The sequence below is a fragment of the Candidatus Electronema sp. PJ genome (assembly GCF_048287395.1).
GTDB lineage: Bacteria > Desulfobacterota > Desulfobulbia > Desulfobulbales > Desulfobulbaceae > Electronema.
Genome location: NZ_JBLWEO010000066.1, coordinates 1 through 21,162 on the forward strand (window position 1 = coordinate 1; position 21,162 = coordinate 21,162).

Consider the following 21,162-nt stretch of genomic DNA (forward strand, 5'->3'; position numbering starts at 1 on the left):
AAACAGTATATTGAAGGACAAGACTGCACTTCTAACGACAATTTTAAAGTTGACGGTGAAGCCTGAGAGAGTCGGCGAAGCTGACCACGCCAGCTTTAGCTGTCAATCGAAGCCACCGGCTTTAAGCCGGTGGAGTATTCACTTCTGCTTTGGTTTTTCTTCGCTGCTGACCGCAGAAATAGGCTTGAGCAGCTCTTCTGCTGGGACAACACAGGGCAACTGCTTGCCGATATACTCCTCGATATCCGGCAAATGAAACGCGCCTTCCTCGCAGGCAAAGCTGACAGCAATACCGTTCTCTCCTGCTCTGCCGGTTCTGCCGATGCGATGGACGTAATCCTCTGGCTCCTCTGGCAAGGTGTAGTTGACCACATGGCTGATGCCGTCAATATGAATGCCTCGGCCAGCCACATCCGTGGCAATCATCACCCCGTTCTTTTCCACCCGGAACCGCTCTAGGCGAGACATGCGCTTCTGTTGCGGCACGTCGCCAGTAAGTAAGGCCGCGTGGATGCCGTGGCGTTTCAGCCGCTCATGCAGCCGCGCTGCCTCGCTCTTCATATTAACAAACACCATGACCCGCTCGTGCGGCTGATTACGCAGCAGATTGCAGAGCACGGTGTATTTTTCCTCGGCAGTAACCGTGTAGATAACCTGCTTGACCGTCTCTACAGCCACCTGCTCTGGGTCACTCTCGATATACACTGGCTTGATGCACCACTGCGAGGCCAAATGGCGGACATCCTCATTGACTGTGGCCGAGAACAGCAGGGTTTGCCGCTGCTCTCTCGGCTTAATCCGGGAGATGATGCGGCGTACATCTGGGATAAAACCCATGTCAAGCATCCGGTCTGCCTCGTCAATGACCATCATGCCGACCTGATCGAGATTGACCACCTTTTTCGCGACATAATCAAGCAAACGACCGGGCGTGGCCACAATGACATCTACTGGGCGTTCACTCAGCAACTGCTCTTGCTTCTGGTAATCAGTGCCGCCATAGACGGCCACGATGTTGAGAGGGAGGTATTTGCCCAACGCCTTGCCGTCCTTCGTGATCTGCATGACTAGCTCTCGGGTCGGCGCGATAATTAAGGCGCGAGGAAAGCCGGGGCGGCGCAGCGGCTTCTGCGCCTCGCTAGCATTTTCATTCAGCAGGCGGGTGAAAAGAGCGATAAGGAAGACCGCACTTTTGCCAGTGCCAGTACCAGCCCTGCCGATCAGGTCTTTGCCGACCAAAGCCTCTGGCAGAGCCTTTTCTTGGATTGGCGTACAGTATTTAAACTCCAAGTCGGCAATGCCGTGCAGTAAGGCGAGCGGCAAAGGGAACTCATGAAAGCGGCTGCGGCCCTCGACTGGATCAACCGGGAAGTCGGCCAGGTTCCATTCTGGCTTCTTCTTTTTTTCTCCGCCTTCTGGTTTCCTGCGGCGGCGCGGTGCCCGCTTTTTCAGGTCGTTCTCTGGCTGGGCAACAGGACTGGCCTTCTGCTCAGGCAGGGGAACAGCGACCGCATGGCCGCTGTTCTTCTGCGGCCTGCTGCCAGTGAGCTGCCGGAGCTTCTTTCCTACCTTGGCAAGCAATGCTTTAATCATTGTTCTGCATCAGTCCTCATGCCGCCTCCAGCTCCAAGCCACAACAATTAGTCAGATAATCATCAAAGCTCATCCGCTCATCCGCAATGCGATCTGGCAGGAACTCAACAATCCGGTTAGCCACAGTTGAAACCAACTGGTGATCATGGGAGGAAAACAGAATGACCTCTGGATAGGCAGTCATCGCATTGTTGAGCGAGGTGATGGATTCCAGATCAAGATGGTTAGTCGGCTCATCAAGAATCAGGGCATTGGCCCCAGAAAGCATCATTCGCGACAACATGCAGCGTACTCGCTCGCCACCTGAGAGAACAGAGACTTTTTTCAAAGCTTCTTCGCCGGAAAAGAGCATTCGGCCCAAAAAGCCCCGGACAAAGCTCTCAGTTTCCTGGGGCGGAGCATATTGCCGCAGCCAGGTGACGATATTCATGTCTGTATCCTTGAAATACGAGTTGTTCTCCTTGGGAAAATAGCCTTTGGTGATGGTTACGCCCCAACGGACGCTGCCACTGTCTGGCTCCAGCTCTCCAGCAAGAATCTGGAAGAGGGTGGTTTTCGCCAAGCCGTTGGAGCCGACAAAAGCAATCTTGTCGCCTTTGCCCACGCTCAGGCTGAAATCCTTGAACATCGTCACACCGTCCACTGTCTTGCTCAGGCGGTCAATTTCAAGGATGATGTCGCCGCAAGGTCGCTCTGGCTTGAATTCAATGAAGGGGTATTTGCGTGAAGACATGGGCATGTCTTCAATCGTCAGCTTTTCCAGCAGCTTTTTGCGGGAGGTGGCTTGCTTGGCTTTGGAGGCATTTGAGCTAAAGCGGCGGATGAAGTCCTTCAAATCCTGTTCTTTAGCCTTGGTCTTCTTGTTTTCTGTCTCTTTCTGGCGGAGCTGGAGCTGACTGGCCTGCTGCCAGAAATCATAGTTGCCGACATAGACCTGAATCTTGCTGTAGTCAATGTCTGCCATGTGCGTGCAGACCTGATTGAGGAAATGCCGATCATGAGAAACGATGATGACCGTATTCATGAAGCGAGAGAGGAAATTCTCTAACCATGTGATGGTGGCGATGTCGAGCTGGTTGGTCGGCTCGTCAAGCAAGAGGATATCAGGGTTGCCGAACAAAGCCTGGGCAAGCAGCACCCGCACCTTGTCTGTGCCTTCCAGCTCCTTCATTTTCTTCTGTCGCAACTCCTCGCCAATGCCCACGCCGTTAAGCAACACTGCGGCCTCTGATTCCGCCTCGTAGCCGTTCATCTCGCCGAACAGGACTTCCAGCTCGCCGGAGCGCATACCGTCTTCTTCAGTGAACTCGGTTTTGGCATAGATTTTTTCCCGCTCGGCCATCACCTCGTAGAGCTTTTTATGGCCCATGATGACCGTGTTGATGACCGTGTGTTCATCAAAAGCAAATTGATCCTGCCTAAGCACAGCAAGACGCTTGCCCGGATCAATGGAAACCTGGCCTTGTTGCGGGTCGATCTCGCCGGAAAGAATTTTGAGGAAGGTGGATTTGCCTGCGCCATTGGCCCCAATCAGGCCGTAGCAGTTGCCAGGGGTGAACTTGATGTTAACTTCTTTGAAGATGACCCTCTTGCCGTAGGAGAGTCCAATATTAGTGGCTGTAATCATAGCAGTATGAATGGGACGAAAGAATATTGGGAAAAAGAGGAACCACAGGGAGGGAAAAAGGGAAAGGCCGGATAAAGCATCCGCCCTTTGCCGGAAGTGCTACAGGTGTTACTCGGAAGGCAGCACTTCTGTTTCGGCAGCCGCGTCTTCCCTGCCGTCATCTGTTTTTTTCTTTTTTTCCAGCTTCTGCTGTAGTTTTTCTTCCTGCTTCTTTTTCTTTGCCAGTTCCTTCTGGCGTTTCTCAAAGGAATAATTTGTCCTTGCCAAGAGATGCTCCTTTTGTTGCTGTACGGAAATGACCAAAAAAAAAGACCCCGCAATCTCTACGGGGTCTCCACGATGCTGCTCAGTTCAGCGGTTACTTTCTCTGCTGAACAACATTCTCTGCGGCCAGGCCTTTCGGACCATTAACCACATCAAAAGTAACCCGTGCGCCTTCCTGCAAGGATTTAAACCCATCGGCTTTAATCGCGGAATGATGAACAAATACATCCTGTCCGCCATCCTGCTGAATGAAACCGAACCCCTTCGCATCGTTAAACCACTTTACTGTACCTTCTGCCATTTTCTGCTACGCTCCTTGCTGTGCTTCGCAGTCTGGTTGTTCCAGACCACTTCTAAGACATTCTTCTGCAATGCCGACGGGTAAACAAACCATCGGCAGATATCATCAACTGTAACACAGGGCTGCTTACAGCTGAACCACCTTGTCTGCCGCTGGGCCTTTAGCACCCTTGACGACTTCAAAACTTACCCGCGCACCTTCCTGTAGGGATTTAAATCCCTCGGCTTTGATTGCGGAATGATGGACGAACACATCCGGCCCGCCGTCCTGCTGAATGAAACCAAATCCCTTGGCATCGTTGAACCACTTCACTGTGCCCTGCGCCATTATTAACTGCTCCTTGCTGTTCGCAGCTCAATGAGCCGCTTGAATCTTTTCAGTGCCGACAGAAAATCTGCCGGTCGGCAGGCACTCTACAGAGTAAACAAAAAAACCGCACGCCTCTTGGAGAGAGGATTGTGCGGCTATTTCCGTAATTCGTAATTTGCGAGAGTGACTGCACAACATACGTCTATAATAGCCGATCTGAAAGGATGCGCAAGATGTTTTTTCATGCAAACGAAAAAAGTTTTTCTAACCCCAGCTCGGCCAGGGAAATTAATCCCTTACGCAGGCAATGCAGCCCCTGCTGATCCCAAGCAACCAAGGTGGAGCCTGCACCACCTGGCGTGCAACCGCCATTGATGATCAGGTCCAGCTCCTTACCAAAGATCGCTTCCACTTCTGCGGCAGTGACAGCCGCTGCGGCACCGCTGTGGTTAGCACTGGTGGCGGTGATTGGCCCACCGAATTCCTCTAGTAACCGCATTGCGGTGAGATTAGGCGACTGACGAATGCCGATGGTGCCAGTACCGCCGGTAAGCAAAGCAGGCAACTCCTTCTGGGCCGGATAAACCACAGTCAGCGGCCCAGGCCAAAAGCGATCCATCAGCCGCTGTAGCTCGGCAGGCACCTTTTCTGCCAGCAGTCTTACCTGTGCCTGATCGTGCACCAAAACTAAGACCGGCTTATTCGCTGCCCGCTGTTTGACTGTGAAAAGCCGTTGCAGGGCTTGCGCATTAAAGGGATCAACCGCCAAACCATAGTAGGTTTCTGTGGGAAAGGCAATCAGGCCACCCTGCTTGAGCAGTCTGGCTGCCTCCCAGAAGGTTTCGGGCGAAGAAGCAGAAGCAATCACGCTTGCTGTTTAACCCTTGGCCTGCTGAAGAGCCTGATTCTTAGCTGCCACCTGCTCTTCCATCTCCCGACTGAATTGCCGGAGTCCCTCCGTGATCTCCTGATCATTAATTGCTAAGATTCTTGCGGCCAAAACCGCTGCATTCTTAGCCCCAGACTTGCCAATACCCATCGTTGCAACTGGAATACCTGGCGGCATTTGCACGGTCGAGAGTAAAGCATCTAAGCCATTAAGCGGCGAAGCATCAATCGGCACTCCAATCACCGGCAGGGTAGTGTGCGCAGCAATCACCCCAGCCAAATGCGCGGACATGCCTGCGCCAGCAATGATGATCTTGAGGCCACGTCGCGCAGCGGTACGTGCATATTCAGCGGTTTGCTCTGGAGTCCGGTGGGCCGAGGAAATCGTGATCTCATGCTTGATTCCCATAGTTGACAGGAAATCCGCTGCGGCCTGCATTACTGGCAGATCAGAGTCTGATCCCATCACAATACCTACTGCCGGGCCTGTATGCTTCTGGAGGCGACGTAAAGCACGATGGCCGATATCCCGACGGAAGTAGCTGCCCTTCCACTTGATCTTGTCCGCAGCCTTATAAGCTCGCTCGATAGCCTTGGCAATCGAGATATCCATGGCCGTGACGCCCAGGACTCTACCTCCAGCAGTCAGGGTGGTTTGATTTTCAATCACCGTGCCTGCATGGAAGATCATCACATCCTTGAGCTTGGCTGCATTGACCAGACCAGTGATCGGCTTACCTGCTTTATAGCTGCCTGGATAACCTTCAGAGGTCATTACCACGCAAACCGCTGGCCTTGGATCAATCTCCAGCTCGATTTCATCCAGCGCACCATCAATCGCCTTTTCAAAGATATCGATCAGATCTGTCTGAAGTCGCATCAGCAGTGGCTGGCATTCAGGATCACCAAAACGGCAATTGAATTCCAGCACATTGATCTTGTCCTCATCAATCATCAAGCCTGCGTAGAGCATCCCTTTGTAGGGACGGCCTTCCGCAGCCATACCGCGCACTGTTGGCAGCATGACCTCATTCATCACCCGCATGGTCATTGAGTCATCGAGCACTGGCGCAGGTGAATAGGCTCCCATGCCCCCTGTATTCGGGCCACGGTCGCCCTCAAAGATCGCCTTGTGATCCTGAGAAGACGGCAGAGGCAGCACATTCTCTCCATCGACAAAGGCAATGAACGAAGCCTCCTCGCCATGCAGAAACTGCTCTACCACTAGCCGACTGCCTGCCTCGCCAAAGGCCCGATCTTTCATGATCAGATCAACCGCGTGCTTGGCTTCGGTCTTGGTATGGCAAACTAAGACCCCTTTCCCTGCGGCTAAACCATCAGCCTTGACAACACAAGGCGCACCTATCTTGTCTATGAACCGTTTGGCTGTCTCTGGTCGATCAAAGGTTTCGTATTCAGCTGTCGGAATGTTATACTTGCGGAGAAACTCTTTGCAAAAGACCTTACTGCTCTCTAATTCGGCAGCAGCAGCTGTTGGTCCAAAGATACGTAGCTCTTTAGCGGTAAAACGATCGACAATGCCCTTGGCTAAGGCGTTTTCTGGGCCAACAACCGTTAAGCAGATGCCTTCTTTTATCGCAAAGTCGAGCAAACCATCCACATCGTCTGCTGCAATCTTGACGCAGGTTGCTAGTTTCCGTATTCCAGCGTTACCAGGAGCGCAATATATGGCTTTCACTCTCTCTGATTGGCTCAATTTCCAGACCAATGCGTGTTCCCGACCGCCAGAACCAATGACCAGAACCTTCATCCAAACCTCCTCACCGATCTTTTATGCAATTGCTGCCGCTCGAATGAGGCGGTCAGTAGTTGGTTGCTCCTAAAGGGTGCATATCGTACCACAATAACAGCAGGTTCCGCAACCGCTGAACGTTCTGTCAAGCATTTCTGTTGCAATGAAGCGGCAGAAGCTGCACCTCTGTTGAGCCATCCCACTATGGCGGCAGCTACCTGCATCCTCAGTAGTCGCCACCCACCACCCACCAAAGAACGAGGCGATGAGCAAGCAAGCTGCCACCCTCCCAGATCACTCTTCAGGAATGCGCTTCGTTTCATAGTGCGATCAGCTCTTCAGTAGAGTCAGCACCTGCCGCCTACAAGGTAAGATCAGCAGCTTCTCCCAGGTTTCCTCCTGGTAATTGATACCGGGAATCGCTTCAATCCAGCCTACCCACCAGCCACCGTCCTGTTGCGTTACCGCAGTGTATGTGCTGGCTATCGTGTCACGTATGAATCCCTGCTTGAGCATTCTGCCGCATGAGGTAGAAGCCCGCCCCACTTTGCTGTTGACTTACCCATCAATCTATGTTTTCAATAGGATCGGTGCTTGGTGAACAAGGGCAGCGATGCTAGCCAGAGTAAGCTCTTCCTGCCCTATTATGAGGGAGAACCCTGATACGGTTTGCGGTCAATCAACAGTACATACTGTTGCCACCCAACAGTACATACTGTTGCCATCCATCTAACAGTACTGTTGCCACCCAACAGTATATACTGAGGTCATCCCTCAGTACATACTGAGGGCAACCCCTAATAGGGTATGAGATAAGGCAGGCCACTGCTAGCGGCAATTCATACGAAGGAGGAAAGAGGACATGGGCAAAGAAGAAGCCTTGCAGCTGATTAAAGAGGCTGCGGAGACAGGGGCAACGGAGCTTGATCTGATCTACCAAGATTTGACCGAACTGCCTCCCGAACTTTTTCAGCTAAAAAATCTGACCTCGCTTTACCTCAGCTACAACCAGCTTACCAACCTGCCGCCGCCGCTCTTTCAATTAAAGAATCTTACCCGGCTTGGACTTTCCGGCCTTGGGCTTATAAAGCTGCCTCTAGAGCTGTTTCAGCTAAAGAATCTGACCGAGCTTTACCTCGGCGGCAACCAACTTTCCAGCTTACCGCCAGAATTCGTTCAGTTAACTAATCTCACCAAGCTTAACCTCAGCTTGAACGCCCTTTCTATCCTGCCACCGGAGGTCTTTCAGCTAAAGCAGCTAACCTCGCTTGACTTTTGGGGGAACCAGCTTACCAGCCTGCCACCAGAGATTGTCCAGCTAACCAATCTAAAAGAGCTTGATCTGAGCTACAACCCTCTTGTCTCCCCTCCTGTAGAAATCGCTGAAGAAGGCATCGAAGCCATACGCGAATACTTCACATCCCTCACAGAAGGTTGGCAGGAATTAGCAGAGGTGAAGGTCATCCTTATTGGTGAGGGTGCGTCGGGCAAGACTTCACTCACCCGCTGCCTAAAAGGTGAGAAGTTCAACAAGCATGAGGAAACCACCCACGGCATCAGGATTGAGGAACTGACCCTCGCAAGCGCATCCCGGTCAATCCGCTGTAAGCTCTGGGACTTTGGCGGCCAAGAGATCATGCACGCCACGCATCAGTTTTTCCTCTCCCGCCGCAGCCTGTATGTCCTGGTCCTCGATGGCAGGCGCGACGAGCGGCCCGAATACTGGTTGCGCTACATTGAGAGCTTCGGTGGCGGCTCGCCCGTCTTAGTGGTGCTGAACAAGTACGATACCAATCCCAGCTTTGATCTCAACCAGCGTTTTCTAAAAGAGAAATACCCGTTCATCGTTGACTTCTACCGGACTTCCTGCCCCAGAAACTATGGCATTGAAGAGTTGCGGCAGGTCATGACCGAGGAGCTGGCCAAACTACCTATGACTAAGAATCGCTGGCCTCTAAGTTGGTTCCGCGCAAAGGAGATGCTGGAGGAGATGGATAGGCCACGCATCGACTACGAGACCTTTGAGGGCATCTTGGCCGAAGCAGGAGTGCAAGGGGAGACTACTCGTAATGTGCTGACTGCTTTCTTGCACGATCTGGGCAGCGTCATTCACTTTGAGGACTTTGCCTTGGATGACAATCACGTCCTTGCCCCCAAATGGGTGACAGGCGCGGTGTATAAGATTATCAATGCCGAACCGCTAGCTAAGAGCAAAGGGCTGCTCAAGCTCGATGATCTCAAGCAGATATTGCAATGGCAGAAAGGCGACGATTATATATACTACCCAGGCGATCACGTCTATATCATCGAGCTGATGAAGAAGTTCGAGCTGTGCTATGAACTCAATGAGCGCGAGGTTCTTATCCCGCAGCTGCTGGGCGTGGCACAGCCTTCCTTTGCCTTTGACGAAACTGGCGCGCGCCGCTTTCTCCTGGAGTATAAAGACTTCTTCCCGCCCTCAATCATGCCGAGCTTCATCGTCAAGCGGCACCAGGAGATAAAGGATAATCTGCGCTGGCGCACTGGTGTTTTCTTGGAGAATCCGATGCTTGAGGCGACTGCGGTGGTAAAAGCGGACAACGAGGCCCGGCGTATTGATATCGCTGTGACAGGTAAAGAGAGCAAAGTCTTCCTTGCATTGATCTGGCTCACCTTCCGGGAACTGCATACAGGCTTTGAAGGACTGAAGGTCAGCGAGCGGATTCCGTTGCCGGAACAGCCATCCATCAGCGTTGCTTATGAGAGCCTGCTCAAGAGCCAAGAAGCGGGCATCGAAAAGGTATTCCCGGAAGACGCGAAAAGAGCATACACCGTGAAAGAGCTACTGGATGGCGTGCATCTGGAGAATCAGGCCCAAGGAGAGAAGATGCTTGCTTTGGCTGAGGGTGAAAGGAAGGAGGGAGGACTGCGGGGGCTGATAAAGAAGATGAACAGGTATGTCGAAGGTGAGCTGAATGTGTTTGGCTTGAAAATCAACTACCAGAATATTGCCGAGGATGTGCTGAACCGGCGGAAGAAGTAACCCCGTGCCCGCTTGCGGGTGCATCTCGAACGCTCGTTTGAGATGCGCCCAAACCATGTTTTGAGTTTTTCCCTATCGCACAAGCAAGCAAATGCGGTACATTAGTTGAATGGGTCATGCAACCTCGTATCGCCCACTCACACAATAACGTTACGACAGATAGTTAAAGCAATGAACGGTGCTGAACTCCTAGTACGCTGCCTCGAAAACGAGGGCGTGGAATATATCTTTGGCATACCAGGTGAGGAGAACCTCGCCTTCCTGGAAGCGCTGCGCACCTCATCTATTAAGCTGATCCTGACTCGCCATGAGCAGGCTGCTGGCTTTATGGCTGCTGCGTATGGTCGCTTGACTGGGAAGCCGGGAGTCTGCCTTTCTACTCTGGGGCCAGGTGCAACCAACTTTGTCACCAGCGTGGCTTATGCTTATCTGGGTGGGATGCCTTGTCTCTTCATTACGGGCCAGAAGCCGATCAAGACCTCCAAGCAGGGCCGTTTTCAGATCATCAACGTTGTTTCTATGATGGCCCCGATCACCAAGATGACCCGGCAGATCGTGAGTGCAGACTCTATCGCCGCCCTTACGCGTGAGGCCTTCCGTACTGCTGTGCAAGAGAAGGCCGGGCCAGTGCATTTAGAGCTGCCAGAGGATATCGCAGCCGAGCAGACCTCAGCCCTGCCTTTCCCGGTCACGGATATTCCGGTTGCTCTAGCCTCTGATGCGGCTTTGCGTAAGGTCGCTGAGATCATTAGCCAGGCCAAGAATCCTCTGTTGCTCATCGCCGCTGTTGCCAATCGCCGCCAGACTGGCACTGCCTTGAGAAACTTCATCGATCGTACAGGCATTCATTTCTTCTCTACTCAGATGGGCAAGGGGGCAGCGGATGAATTTCATCCCCGCTGTCTCGGTACGGCTGCCCTCTCTGATCATGATTATCTGCACTGCGCTATTGGCAAAGCAGATGTGATCATTAATGTTGGGCATGATGTCGTCGAAAAGCCACCCTTCTTCATGAAGCGCGAGGATGTGCGGGTGCTTCATATCAACTACTTCAGTGCGGTCTTTGATGAAGTCTATTTCCCTCAGTACGAGGTCATTGGCGACATCACAGATTCGATGGAACGACTGGCCTTACTCCTTAAGCCAGACTCACTGGCCGGGGGCAGCTATTTCAATCTACTGAAAAAGGAGATCGAGAAGAACGTCTATCGCTGCTCGCTGCCGCCCTCCTTTCCCTACACGCCCCAGCGTTTGACCAAGGTGCTTCAGGATCTGTTAGACAAAGACACTATCCTTTCCTTGGACAACGGCATGTATAAAATATGGTTTGCCCGTAATTATAAATCAGCGGATCCTTGTTCTGTACTACTAGACAATGCCTTAGCTACGATGGGTGCAGGCCTGCCTGTGGCCATAGCCGCCAAGATGCTCTTCCCTGATCGTAAGGTGATTGCAGTCTGCGGTGATGGTGGCTTCATGATGAATTCACAGGAACTGGAGACCGCTATTCGCCTCAAGCTTGATCTGACCGTTCTTATCCTTCGCGATAATGGTTTCGGCATGATCAAGTGGAAGCAAGCAGGCATGAACCTGCCCCGCTTTGGTCTTGATTTCGGCAACCCTGATTTCGTCCAATACGCTGAGAGTTACGGTGCCGCAGGATGGAGGGTTTCAGTACAGCATCAGCTCCCAGAGACGCTCGATCACTGCCTGAATACGCCCGGCGTACATCTGATCGAGCTACCGATTGATTATGCAGAAAATGAGTCGGTGTTGATTGAAGAGCTGCGCAAGAAAACCTGCCTGATTGGCTGATGCCTGTTTTTCAGTTGCCCAAAGAAATCGTCTTTCCGCCCCCAGAACTGGCCGAACCAGATGGCCTCCTGGCTGTGGGCGGTGATCTCTCGCCAGAGCGACTCTTAGCTGCCTATCAGCAGGGTATCTTTCCTTGGTATTCTGGCAAAGAGTCGATTCTCTGGTGGTCACTCTCGCCTCGGCTGGTGCTCTTCCCAGAAGAATTCCACCTCCCTCGCAGTCTTGCCCGCACGATTAAGCGGAGGATGTATCAAGTTAGTGCGGACACTGCTTTTGCCGAGGTAATTGCTTCCTGCGCTGCTGTGCGTGAAGAAGCAGGCCAGGGCACTTGGATAACCAAGGAAATGCAGGCTGCCTATATCCACCTACATAGGCTTGGTTATGCCCATTCGATGGAATGCCGCTTTGCAGGCAAGTTGGTTGGCGGGCTGTACGGGGTCTGTCTTGACCGCATGTTCTTCGGCGAGTCGATGTTCAGCCAGCGGGCAGATGCCTCGAAGGTCGCGCTGGCCGCTTTGGTCAAGCAAGCCAAACAGCTTGGTATCCGGGCCATAGATTGTCAGATGACCACGGCCCACATGCTCCGCTTTGGCAGCCGCGAACTGGAACGCACGGCCTTTCAGGAACTGCTGGAGCAGTTGATCCAGCATATTCAACCGCAGCAACATTGGCAGCTGGAGGAGTGAAAAGCGTTTTTTTGCAAAAAGCGATTGTACTGCCAGCATTTTTCTGATAATTTTCTTTCCGATCATCTGCCCTGTAGATGATCAGAAGATATAAAATACAACCAGCAACACGCCAACAATGGATGCTTCCTCAGTTTCTTTCCGCCCCCGTCTGCGAGGGCTACTGCTTATCGGGCTGAGTGCGCCGCTGCTCCTAAGCAGCTGCCTACCCTCTGGCCAGCGCCCGCTTGTTCCTGCTCCCCCTCCTGTTGCACCACCCCAGGAATCGGTACAACCCCAGCAAATAATGTCTTCAGAGGAGCAAGCCGCTTATTCTAAGCAGGTGCTGGAGCCTGCCTTGGCCACCATCAGCGGTCGTATTACCGCCTACGAACAGCGGCTCCGTGATTGGCAGGATTTAGGCAGCCGTCAAGAATCTCTTAATCTAACTCCCGACGAGATCAAGCAGATCGTTAGCTGCCGGAATCGGGTTGCTGATCTCCAAGATGCCTACAAAGGGCTACAGGAAAGATTACTGCAAGAGCAGTTGCCAAAGTTGTCCCGTGAGCAGCTTTTCAGTTCCCTCCAGGATTTCAAGGAAAAGGATATCGCCTATCTGGAGGGCGACTGTCCGAAGCTGTTCAACTCGTTGAGTTCTCCGGCAGCTAGTAGCAAGACGGCGCAAGAACAGGTCAGCCCTTCTGCTGTTTCTCAGCAAGAGAGCAAACCACAGGACGACGGCCAGCCTGTCCAGGAGGAGGTTACGTCTGCCGCGCAGCAGGAGCTGTCAGGCAGTTCGCTCCGTAAGCAGGGCATAGAACTCCTGAAAACCGGACATGAGCAGGAAGCTCGCAGTATTTTCGTCAATCTGCTGACCAGTGCCCGCCGAGACGGAGATCGTCAGCTCGAGATCAGTGCCCTCCAGATGCTGGCTGATCTGGACTTTGGGCATCAGGAGTATGCCTCTGCCCGCAGAAAATACGTGGAGCTACGGCAGCTGGAGAGCAGCCTCGCTGACCGGGCTGGCAAATACATAGCCGCACTCGAGGCGGTTGGCACACGGCGGGACGAGCTGGATGCTTACGCTGCCCTACTGCTTGGCTGTTTGACCTACAACCCAGATAAAGCTGGCTTTACTGTGGTGCAGCAGGCTTCTGAATTCATCCACCTCTTTCCTGATTCGCCTCTGCTGACAGATGCGGAAGATTGGTCGCGGAAGATCGAAAAAGAAGCCGAAGAGTGGTTTTCTAGCTTAATATCTGAGATAGACCGGCTTCTCGTGGCCCAAAAAAACGACGAGGCATTAAAGCGGCTTGAGCAGATACCGCTCGACATCTTGCCTTTGGACAAGCAGGATATCCTCCGCCAGAAAAGAGCAGCCCTACCTCTTACTACTGAATCTGTACAGGCAACTCCGCCAGCAGCAGCCAGTGCTGCGCCTGTACCAGAGAGGAACGAAACGGTCCAGAGTAACCCGGTGCAGCAGGCTAGCCCGCTGTCTGATCCAGTGTCAGTCTTACAGGAAACCTGGGACAAGGGTATGGCAGCCATGCAGTCAGAAGATTACGATCAGGCCATTGAGTTATTCTCCAAGCTGCGGGGCACGGAATTCGCGACTAAGGCGGAAGGAAAGATTGAGGAGGCCGAGCGGCTGGCAGGCGAGAACGTCCGCAAGAAGGCGGCAGGGTTGTTTCAGCAGGCCCTTAATGCCGCAGATCCTGCGGCTAAAAAGGAGCTGCTGCTTTCCTCAAAATCGCTGCTGGAGAACATTCTGCGGAAGTATCCCCGCGCAGGCATAGAGGCAAAGGTCAAGAAAAATTTAAGCAGCGTGGACAGGGAATTGGCAGCGGTTAGCAAGTATTGACAGCAGGTTGCAACAATCAAACGAACAGGAGCGGACTATGGACGACAAAAAGAATCTTATCATCGCGGCGCTCGTCGCGCTGCTGCTCATTTCTGCGATCTGGGGGCAGAAGGAGGCTGGAAGGAGGAAAGAGTTTGCCAGGGAGAATGCGAAGCTGCACGTCCAGCTAAAAGAAACGGACGAGGCGGCCAAGAAAGGCGGTGAGGCGCAGGCCGAGGCGGCCCGTCAGAAGGAAGTCAGGCAGCAGAAAGAAGCCCAACTTGATAAGGCTCGCCAAAAAATAGAGGAGCTGCAAGGGAAACTCTCTCGGCTAACCGAGCTGGAAAAAGCCTTAGTCGTTGCTGAGGAAGCAAAAAATGCTCTGGCTGGAGAAAGCGACGAGAAAATGAAGGCCCAGCAGGAGCAGCTCGCCCAGCAGAAGGCGGCATTGGCAGCGCAAGAGCAGAAGCTGGCTGCTGCGGCCAAAGCCGTTGCAGAGGAGCAGAAGCTGGTCAATGAATGCGAGGAACAGCTCAAAGGCTGCGAGCAGGTGCAGGTTGGGATGGATGAGCTGGAGGCCGCGAACAAGCAGATCGAGGAAGAACGGAATAAGGTTCTCACTGAGGCTGAAACACTGCGCGCCCAGGTCATCGGTCTGGAGAAGATTGTTGAAGAACGCAGCGCGGCTCTTGACACAGCAGCCAAGGAGCTGGAGAATTGCAAGATCAACAACAGCGTGCTGATCAACCAGATCGCCCAGCAGAGCAAGCTGGAACCGAAAAAGAGTGGTCTGAAGCATAAAGCCGAACAGCAGCAAGTTGCCTCGATGCCTGTGCAGCAAACCCCGACACCGGAGCAGAAACCAGCCCCGCAGCCAGTTCAGCAGAAGTAATCTTTTTGATGTGACAGTTTCCCTGAGGCTCAGGACAGGCAGCTTTGTCTTGAGCCTTCTCTCTTTTGATTTCCCAGCACTAAAAAGCCCTTGGAGGTACTGTGCAGCCGATACTCGAATGGCTCCATTCCGTGTATGCAGCCACATTCGCCAATGTCCATTGCTGGGCCTTTCTGGCAGCGATGCCCTTGATTGTCGCTGGCTTTGTCGGCATTGTCTTTCCAGCTCTGCCTGGCACAATTCTGATTGCAGGCGGCTTTCTGGTCTATGGTGTAATCACTGGCTTTGACAATCTATCCGGCTGGTTTTTCCTTGGCCAGGGAGTGCTGATTTGTCTCGGCTATGCGATTGATTTCATCGCTACAGCTTGGGGAGTGAGAAAATTTGGCGGCTCAAAAGCGGCAGCTTGGGGCGCGGTGCTGGGCACGCTGCTGGTCTTTGTGGTCGGCCCGATTGGTATCTTGGTCGGCCCCTTGCTTGGCGCAATCGTCGGCGAGCTGATTATGGGCGAGCAAATTAAGCAAGCTCTGCATTCCGGGATCGGCTCCTTTCTCGGCTTTATCGGCGGAGTTGCGGCCAAGCTGCTTATTGCCGGAATCATGGTGGCATGGTTTGTGTTTAAGATATACTGAGGAATTTTCTGCATCAGCAGTAAGAATCTCCTTGAAAAAACCAGGCTCGGTTTGGCTTCTACCCAGAAAGTTTCTGGATTCAACCCTGAAACTTTCTATAAAAAACTAGGCGGCTTCTGCCTTCAAAATAGGAAACTCCTTTTTCAAACCAGGCGGTTCCTTTTATAAATTAGGCAGCTTCTTTTTCCCAACCGGAAGTTGCCTAATTTGAAAAAGCGATCTTATAGGTTAAAGCCGACGCGCTGCTTAACCTAACCTGCTGACCGCGAACCGATGATTGAGGTGAATTATGTGCATTTGCGACGGCACTCTGGCAAAATCAGACATTGGTGTTTTAAAAGTTGACAAATTTGAACCCATCAAGCAGATCATACAAGAGAAACGATTGGCGCACGTCAACGATCAGGCCAATTTGATGTTTTGCAGCCCTGTCGGCAATCAGGAGCTGTTCAGGAAGTGAAAGCCAATATTGTCCTGTCTGGATTTTGCGTTGCTCCAGATGCAGCCATTGCCTTTGCTGAAGATTTGCAGCGCACGTCTTTCCAGAAGGCGACTGTTGCCAACACATTCAACACGCCGACGATGCGGAATGGCATCAAAAAGATATTCAAGAGCATCGGCATCAGGAACGAGGCCATCTTTGAGGAATCAACGCAAGGCGGCGCGCTTGCAGGCAGTTCAATGAGCTTGCTCATGACGCAAATGCTATGCGTGATCAGCAAGAATGGCGGCTCAAAAGCGACAGACGTTACAGAACTATTGAAAAACAATCTGAAGATCAGGGGGCTGGCAGAACGCTGCCTCTGTTGCTGGGTAAAAAGGATCGAGGAAAAGGTTGAGCCAGGAAGCATTATTCTCTTGATGGGAAAAGACGCGCTTGATCTAACCGAAGAAACAGAATTTGATTTTGGCAGCGACTACCAATGCAACATTCGCCTTACTGAAAAGATGGGCGGGAAAAGTCTGCTTTCTTACCTTCAGAAAAAGAATTATAAGGTCGTTCCAGTAATTCATGCTGCCGGGATTGGCTATCCAAATAGTGAGAAAAAATGGTATGACAAGGGAGAACGCACAGCGGCACATCGCCTTCTGCTTGCACGATTCAGCACCGATGAAATTGAAAAAGAGCTGCCGGCATTGTCTTAATTCCGGTCACGACGCACTATAGAAAACAAATATGGCAAAAACCCTCATCATCGCCGAAAAGCCCAGCGTGGCCGCTGACATTGTCAAGGCCCTGCCTGGCAGCTTTGACCGGCAGAAGACGCATTTTGAAGGCGGCGACTGCATCGTCTCCTTTGCCCTCGGCCATTTGGTCACCATTGGCTTCCCGGAGGAGATTGACCCGGCCCTGCAACGCTGGGATTTGGAGACGCTGCCTATCCTGCCGGAGATTTTTCCCCTCACCGTGCTGCCTGATGCCAAGCCGCAGTTCTCTGTTCTCAGCAAGCTGCTCAAGCGCAAGGACGTGGATGTGATTGTCAACGCCTGCGATGCGGGCCGCGAGGGCGAGCTGATCTTCAAATACATCTTCCGCCAGGTTTTTCCCAAGCCGCCCAAGGATAAAACCGTGCGCCGCCTCTGGCTCCAGTCCATGACGCTGGACGCGATCAAGGACGGCCTGCGCCAGCTCCGCGACGACAAGGAAATGGTGCCGCTGGAGCACGCCGCGCTCTGCCGCTCTGAGGCGGACTGGCTGATCGGCATCAACGCCACCCGCGCCCTGACCTGCTACAATTCGCGCCACGGCGGCTTCAGCAAGACTCCTTGCGGCAGGGTGCAGACCCCGACCCTCTCGCTCCTCGTCAAGCGCGAGCAGGAACGGCTGGCCTTTATTCCCAAGGATTATTGGGAGCTGCACGCCCAGTTTGAATGCGGCTCGGTAAAGTATCCGGGCGTGTGGATTGATGCCGCTTTCAAAAAAGACCAGGAAGACCCGGACGGCAACAAGAAGCGCATCTGGGAGGAAGCGCGGGCCAAGGCCATTGCTGAAAAATGCGCTGGCCAGCCAGCCAAGGTTTCGGAGGAGAGCAAGAAGAGCAGTCAGGCTCCGCCCATGCTCTATGACCTGACGACCTTGCAGCGCGAGGCCAACTCCCGCTTTGGCTTTTCGGCAAAAAACACCCTCAGCCTTGCTCAGGCCCTGTACGAGCAGCACAAGCTGATCACCTACCCGCGAACGGACAGCTCCTGCCTGCCGGAAGATTATCTGCCGCAGGTGAATGAGGTCATGGCCCGGCAGCAACAGTGGCAGCTGGGCCGTTTTGCCGCCGAGGCTTTGGAAAAAGGCTGGCCGGATAAAAATGCGAAGAACAAGCGAGTCTTTAATAATAAGAAAATCAGCGACCACTTTGCCCTGATTCCCACGGTCAATCTGCCCAACAGCTTGGACGAGGCAGAGCTGAAGATTTATCAGATGATCGTGCAGCGGTTCTTGGCCGTCTTCTTTCCGTCCGCTGTCTTTGCCCAGACCCGCCGCCTGTCCGTTGTTGAGGGTGAAACCTTTATCACTGAGGGAAAAATCCTGGTCGAAGCTGGCTGGAAGGCGGTTTACGGGGCTGAGGCCGCAGCAGGCGAGGCGAAAACCTTGGAGCCGCTGCCGAAAAAGACTGCCGCTGTCTGCGCCGAGATTGAGCAGAAAAAATTAGTGACCAAACCGCCGCCCCGCTACAACGAGGCCACCTTGCTTTCGGCAATGGAGCATTCTGGCAAATTAGTCGAGGACGAGGAGCTTGCAGAGGCGATGAAGGAACGCGGCCTCGGCACACCTGCCACGCGGGCAGCAATCATTGAAAAGCTGCTGACCGAGAAGTACGTTGTCCGCGAGCTGAAGGATTTAGTGCCGACCGGCAAGGCCTTTGAGCTGATCGCCTTGCTTGAGGCGCGGGACATTGACGTTTTAGCCTCGCCGGAACTGACTGGAGAATGGGAGTATAAGCTGAATCAGATACTCAAAGGCAGCATGACCCGCGAGCAGTTCATGCGGGAAATCCGCGAGCAGACGGCCAAGATAGTCGGCAAGGTCAAAGAAGGCACTGAGCCGGAGGCTGCGCGGACAGAGGCTCCTTTCTCGCCGCTGGACGGCAGACGCTTCTTTGCCACCGCCAACGCCTACGAGTCAGAAGACCGCAGGCTGCGCGTCCGCAAAGTGCTGGGCGGACGGGTGATGCGCGAGGAAGAGATTGTCCGCCTGCTGAAAGGCGAGACTGTCGGCCCGCACAGCGATTTCCGCTCCAAGGCTGGCAAGCCCTTCACCGCCTCGGTCGTGCTCCAAGACGGCAAGGTGACATTCCAATTCCCGGACTCTACCGACAATCTCGATCTGGGAGCCATCAAGGAGCAGGAGCCGCTCGGCCTCTCGCCGGTTGATAAAACCCCGGTTTTTGAAACGCCGATGGCCTATCTGTCTGCCTCGGCCTTGGACGGCGACCAGAAGCAAGGGCTGCGCATTGGCAAAACCATATTGGAGCGTGCCATCAGCGTGGAGCATGTCAGGCAATTGCTGACGCAGGGCAAGACAGAGCTGATCAAGGGCTTCATCTCCAAAAAGAAACGGCCCTTTGATGCTTATTTGCTTATGGATGCAAAGGGCAAAGTGACTTTTGAATTTCCGCTGAGAAAGACGAAAGCTAAGGGCGGCGGAGAAGAAGAGTAGCAAGGCGGATATTGTGCTGGCAGCGTAGCGGGAAATGGGCGTTCCCATGCAGGAGCATGGGAACGAAAAGTTTTTCTGAGGTGCTTACAATGATAACACAGCTTGAGATAAAGAATTTCAGAGGGTTCTCTGAATATAAAATTGAGGATGTCGGGCAGGTCAATCTGCTGGTTGGCACGAATAATTGTGGAAAGACTTCGGTTTTGGAAGCACTTCATCTCCTGAAGCGGCGAGGTAGCGAGCACAGTCTTTCTGCTGTGCTTCTGCATAGAGGTGAACAAGTTTCCGCTGCAACAGAAGGTGGCCATCAAGCACGATATGGTGATTTATGCGGACTTTTTTATGGATTTCAACTGACCCCGCAATCTAAGTTTTCCATCATTGCGCATGACAGTCAGACTGAAACTCTTTCAGTTTACATGAAACCGGCTGAAGGAACGGGATTGTTCGATTCAACAACAGGAGTTTCGGGGTATTATCAACTTCGTGTCGAGTGGAGCAGAGGAAACTTAGGAGGCTTTCAGGATTTATATATCAGCGAACACAAAGGGTTGATTAATATCCCTGAAAACGTATCAATCCCAGGTACTTTTTTCAAAAAAGAGGAGAAGAATAATGTAAGTTCTGAGTTCATATATGCTTCCTCATCATCGCCGAAGGAAATAGTAGAGAGGTTCGACAGAATAGTTTTAACACCAGAAGAAGATTTAGTGCTGGATGCTGTCAGGATTTTTGATCCAGACATTATTCGGTTAGCCTCGTACAACGAAAGCGGTTCCTCTTCAAGAAACACCTCTCGTGGCGGCATCCTCGTTAAAAGTAAGAAATGGGAAAACAGGATTCATATTGGCAGTTTTGGGGACGGAATCTGGCATTTGCTGAGTATTATCTTGTCCCTTGTCGAAGCCAAAAACGGCACATTGCTGATTGACGAAATAGACACCGGATTGCATCATTCCGTGATGTCAAAAATATGGAAAATATTTTGTACCACCGCAAAAAAACTCAATGTGCAGGTCTTCGCCACAACGCACAGCAGAGATTACTGGGAAACGCTGGCTGACAATGCCGTTGAAGACGAATTTGCAGACATGCCAATTCGCATTCATCGGATTAACAAAGATAAAAAACAGGCGACGACCTTTACCAATCGGGAAATGCACCTTGCCTTGAACCGAGAGCTTGAGGTGCGCTGAAATGGTTCAAACAAAATTGCTCTTGGTTGAAGGTGAAGAAGATAAGCGGGTTATTCCTCAGCTTGTCGAAGCGAATGGCGTAAAATGGGGAGAAAAGAAAGAAGAATGGATTGTCGAGATTAAGCCATTGGGCAGCGTAGAGAAGCTGCTGGATAAAGAAGAAATCAATATTCAGATTAAGACACGGGAAAACTTAAAGATTATCGGCATCATTCTTGATGCGGATGATTGTCCAGCTGACCGCTGGCAGAGTATCCGCAACTGCCTGATCGAAATATATCCTGACATTCCACAACAGCTTCCTGCAACTGGCCTGATTCATCCCGGCGAAGTCAAGCTCGGCATCTGGATGATGCCGGACAACCAGCAACGGGGAATGCTGGAAACCTTTCTGCAAGTCCTTCTACCCGAAGGCGGAGAGGCATTGTGGGATTTTTCTCAACAAAGCTGCCAGCAGGCCAAAGCGCAAGGAGCTTGCTTCAAAGACTGCCATAGCGACAAAGCGAAGATTCACACGTGGCTGGCGTGGCAGAATCCGCCGGGACGACAGATTCATCAGGCAATAATGGAACGCATTCTGTCGCCTGCCTCGCCACAAGCGGCAGTGTTCATGCAGTGGTTCAGGAAATTGTTTGAAGTTTAAAATGAGTTTCTCAAATTAACCGTCCCCAAAAGCTGTTTCAGCGTTTTGAACGCTACAATCTCTC

19 protein-coding genes are annotated in these 21,162 nt (G+C 52.5%); 10 read left to right on the forward strand and 9 right to left on the reverse strand.

Annotated features, from left to right (window positions below; translation table 11 throughout):
* Positions 1–138 precede the first annotated feature (138 nt).
* The 8 genes from ACNKIB_RS10830 to ACNKIB_RS10865 all read right to left on the reverse strand — a co-directional run bounded on the left by ACNKIB_RS10830 (position 139) and on the right by ACNKIB_RS10865 (position 7,251).
* Positions 139–1,593, reverse strand: a complete 1,455-nt coding sequence (locus tag ACNKIB_RS10830) for a DEAD/DEAH box helicase (protein WP_417910570.1) — start codon at positions 1,591–1,593, stop codon at positions 139–141.
* A gap of 16 nt (positions 1,594–1,609) precedes the next feature.
* Positions 1,610–3,220: an ABC-F family ATP-binding cassette domain-containing protein gene (locus ACNKIB_RS10835; RefSeq protein ID WP_417910571.1), complete on the reverse strand. Its 1,611-nt coding sequence runs from the start codon at positions 3,218–3,220 to the stop codon at positions 1,610–1,612.
* 108 nt (positions 3,221–3,328) lie between these two features.
* A complete protein-coding gene (locus ACNKIB_RS10840) occupies positions 3,329–3,487 on the reverse strand; it encodes a hypothetical protein (protein ID WP_417910572.1) in 159 nt (52 codons plus the stop codon).
* Between the two features lie 91 nt (positions 3,488–3,578).
* Positions 3,579–3,785 (reverse strand): cold-shock protein, encoded by a 207-nt coding sequence (locus ACNKIB_RS10845; RefSeq protein ID WP_417910573.1) that lies wholly within the window; start codon positions 3,783–3,785, stop codon positions 3,579–3,581.
* Between the two features lie 126 nt (positions 3,786–3,911).
* Entirely contained in the window at positions 3,912–4,112 is a 201-nt protein-coding gene (locus tag ACNKIB_RS10850) for a cold-shock protein (protein WP_417910574.1), read from the reverse strand.
* Between the two features lie 223 nt (positions 4,113–4,335).
* Positions 4,336–4,962: an L-threonylcarbamoyladenylate synthase gene (locus ACNKIB_RS10855; protein ID WP_417910575.1), complete on the reverse strand. Its 627-nt coding sequence runs from the start codon at positions 4,960–4,962 to the stop codon at positions 4,336–4,338.
* A 9-nt stretch (positions 4,963–4,971) separates the two neighbouring features.
* Positions 4,972–6,753 carry a phosphoribosylamine--glycine ligase gene (gene purD, locus ACNKIB_RS10860; RefSeq protein WP_417910576.1) on the reverse strand — a complete coding sequence of 594 codons (1,782 nt, stop codon included), beginning with the start codon at positions 6,751–6,753 and terminating at the stop codon, positions 4,972–4,974.
* Positions 6,754–7,065: 312 nt separating this feature from the next.
* On the reverse strand, positions 7,066–7,251 hold the full coding sequence (locus ACNKIB_RS10865; RefSeq protein WP_417910577.1) for a hypothetical protein: 186 nt from the start codon (positions 7,249–7,251) through the stop codon (positions 7,066–7,068).
* Positions 7,252–7,597: 346 nt separating this feature from the next.
* On the opposite strand from ACNKIB_RS10865, the gene ACNKIB_RS10870 reads away from it, so the two are divergent.
* The 6 genes from ACNKIB_RS10870 to ACNKIB_RS10895 all read left to right on the forward strand — a co-directional run bounded on the left by ACNKIB_RS10870 (position 7,598) and on the right by ACNKIB_RS10895 (position 15,604).
* Complete coding sequence (locus tag ACNKIB_RS10870) at positions 7,598–9,757, forward strand: COR domain-containing protein (protein ID WP_417910578.1); 2,160 nt, start codon at positions 7,598–7,600, stop codon at positions 9,755–9,757.
* 171 nt (positions 9,758–9,928) lie between these two features.
* Complete coding sequence (locus ACNKIB_RS10875; RefSeq protein WP_417910579.1) at positions 9,929–11,572, forward strand: acetolactate synthase large subunit; 1,644 nt, start codon at positions 9,929–9,931, stop codon at positions 11,570–11,572.
* A complete protein-coding gene (aat, locus tag ACNKIB_RS10880) occupies positions 11,572–12,258 on the forward strand; it encodes a leucyl/phenylalanyl-tRNA--protein transferase (RefSeq protein WP_417910580.1) in 687 nt (228 codons plus the stop codon). Before ACNKIB_RS10875 ends, aat begins: the two co-directional genes overlap by 1 nt.
* A gap of 286 nt (positions 12,259–12,544) precedes the next feature.
* The gene (locus ACNKIB_RS10885; protein WP_417910581.1) at positions 12,545–14,101 is read left to right on the forward strand and encodes a hypothetical protein; all 1,557 of its coding nucleotides are present in this window, start codon (positions 12,545–12,547) and stop codon (positions 14,099–14,101) included.
* Between the two features lie 37 nt (positions 14,102–14,138).
* Entirely contained in the window at positions 14,139–14,972 is an 834-nt protein-coding gene (locus ACNKIB_RS10890; protein WP_417910582.1) for a hypothetical protein, read from the forward strand.
* A gap of 101 nt (positions 14,973–15,073) precedes the next feature.
* Positions 15,074–15,604, forward strand: coding sequence for a DUF456 domain-containing protein (locus ACNKIB_RS10895; protein WP_417910583.1), 531 nt, complete (start codon positions 15,074–15,076; stop codon positions 15,602–15,604).
* A 449-nt stretch (positions 15,605–16,053) separates the two neighbouring features.
* Here the strand turns inward: ACNKIB_RS10895 and ACNKIB_RS10900 are convergent, their stop codons facing one another.
* Positions 16,054–16,242 (reverse strand): hypothetical protein, encoded by a 189-nt coding sequence (locus ACNKIB_RS10900; RefSeq protein ID WP_417910584.1) that lies wholly within the window; start codon positions 16,240–16,242, stop codon positions 16,054–16,056.
* A 43-nt stretch (positions 16,243–16,285) separates the two neighbouring features.
* On the opposite strand from ACNKIB_RS10900, the gene ACNKIB_RS10905 reads away from it, so the two are divergent.
* From ACNKIB_RS10905 to ACNKIB_RS10920, 4 genes are read left to right on the forward strand one after another with little or no spacing between them, the layout of a single operon-like run.
* Positions 16,286–16,750: a hypothetical protein gene (locus ACNKIB_RS10905; protein WP_417910585.1), complete on the forward strand. Its 465-nt coding sequence runs from the start codon at positions 16,286–16,288 to the stop codon at positions 16,748–16,750.
* A gap of 31 nt (positions 16,751–16,781) precedes the next feature.
* Entirely contained in the window at positions 16,782–19,259 is a 2,478-nt protein-coding gene (locus tag ACNKIB_RS10910) for a DNA topoisomerase III (protein WP_417910586.1), read from the forward strand.
* A gap of 56 nt (positions 19,260–19,315) precedes the next feature.
* Complete coding sequence (locus tag ACNKIB_RS10915; protein WP_417910587.1) at positions 19,316–20,455, forward strand: AAA family ATPase; 1,140 nt, start codon at positions 19,316–19,318, stop codon at positions 20,453–20,455.
* A gap of 1 nt (position 20,456) precedes the next feature.
* Positions 20,457–21,098: a DUF3226 domain-containing protein gene (locus ACNKIB_RS10920; RefSeq protein WP_417910588.1), complete on the forward strand. Its 642-nt coding sequence runs from the start codon at positions 20,457–20,459 to the stop codon at positions 21,096–21,098.
* Positions 21,099–21,162: the final 64 nt, after the last annotated feature.

What these genes read in the sequence shown, in the direction of transcription:
- ACNKIB_RS10885 (WP_417910581.1), top strand. Translation starts at nt 12,545, where the DNA reads ATGTCTTCAGAGGAGCAAGCCGCTTATTCTAAGCAGGTGCTGGAGCCT.
- ACNKIB_RS10920 (WP_417910588.1), top strand. Translation starts at nt 20,457, where the DNA reads ATGGTTCAAACAAAATTGCTCTTGGTTGAAGGTGAAGAAGATAAGCGG.
- aat (WP_417910580.1), top strand. Translation starts at nt 11,572, where the DNA reads ATGCCTGTTTTTCAGTTGCCCAAAGAAATCGTCTTTCCGCCCCCAGAA.
- ACNKIB_RS10830 (WP_417910570.1), bottom strand. Translation starts at nt 1,593, where the DNA reads ATGATTAAAGCATTGCTTGCCAAGGTAGGAAAGAAGCTCCGGCAGCTC.
- ACNKIB_RS10870 (WP_417910578.1), top strand. Translation starts at nt 7,598, where the DNA reads ATGGGCAAAGAAGAAGCCTTGCAGCTGATTAAAGAGGCTGCGGAGACA.
- ACNKIB_RS10890 (WP_417910582.1), top strand. Translation starts at nt 14,139, where the DNA reads ATGGACGACAAAAAGAATCTTATCATCGCGGCGCTCGTCGCGCTGCTG.
- ACNKIB_RS10905 (WP_417910585.1), top strand. Translation starts at nt 16,286, where the DNA reads ATGAGCTTGCTCATGACGCAAATGCTATGCGTGATCAGCAAGAATGGC.
- ACNKIB_RS10900 (WP_417910584.1), bottom strand. Translation starts at nt 16,242, where the DNA reads ATGGCCTCGTTCCTGATGCCGATGCTCTTGAATATCTTTTTGATGCCA.
- purD (WP_417910576.1), bottom strand. Translation starts at nt 6,753, where the DNA reads ATGAAGGTTCTGGTCATTGGTTCTGGCGGTCGGGAACACGCATTGGTC.
- ACNKIB_RS10845 (WP_417910573.1), bottom strand. Translation starts at nt 3,785, where the DNA reads ATGGCAGAAGGTACAGTAAAGTGGTTTAACGATGCGAAGGGGTTCGGT.
- ACNKIB_RS10910 (WP_417910586.1), top strand. Translation starts at nt 16,782, where the DNA reads ATGGCAAAAACCCTCATCATCGCCGAAAAGCCCAGCGTGGCCGCTGAC.
- ACNKIB_RS10915 (WP_417910587.1), top strand. Translation starts at nt 19,316, where the DNA reads ATGGGAACGAAAAGTTTTTCTGAGGTGCTTACAATGATAACACAGCTT.
- ACNKIB_RS10875 (WP_417910579.1), top strand. Translation starts at nt 9,929, where the DNA reads ATGAACGGTGCTGAACTCCTAGTACGCTGCCTCGAAAACGAGGGCGTG.
- ACNKIB_RS10835 (WP_417910571.1), bottom strand. Translation starts at nt 3,220, where the DNA reads ATGATTACAGCCACTAATATTGGACTCTCCTACGGCAAGAGGGTCATC.
- ACNKIB_RS10850 (WP_417910574.1), bottom strand. Translation starts at nt 4,112, where the DNA reads ATGGCGCAGGGCACAGTGAAGTGGTTCAACGATGCCAAGGGATTTGGT.
- ACNKIB_RS10865 (WP_417910577.1), bottom strand. Translation starts at nt 7,251, where the DNA reads ATGCTCAAGCAGGGATTCATACGTGACACGATAGCCAGCACATACACT.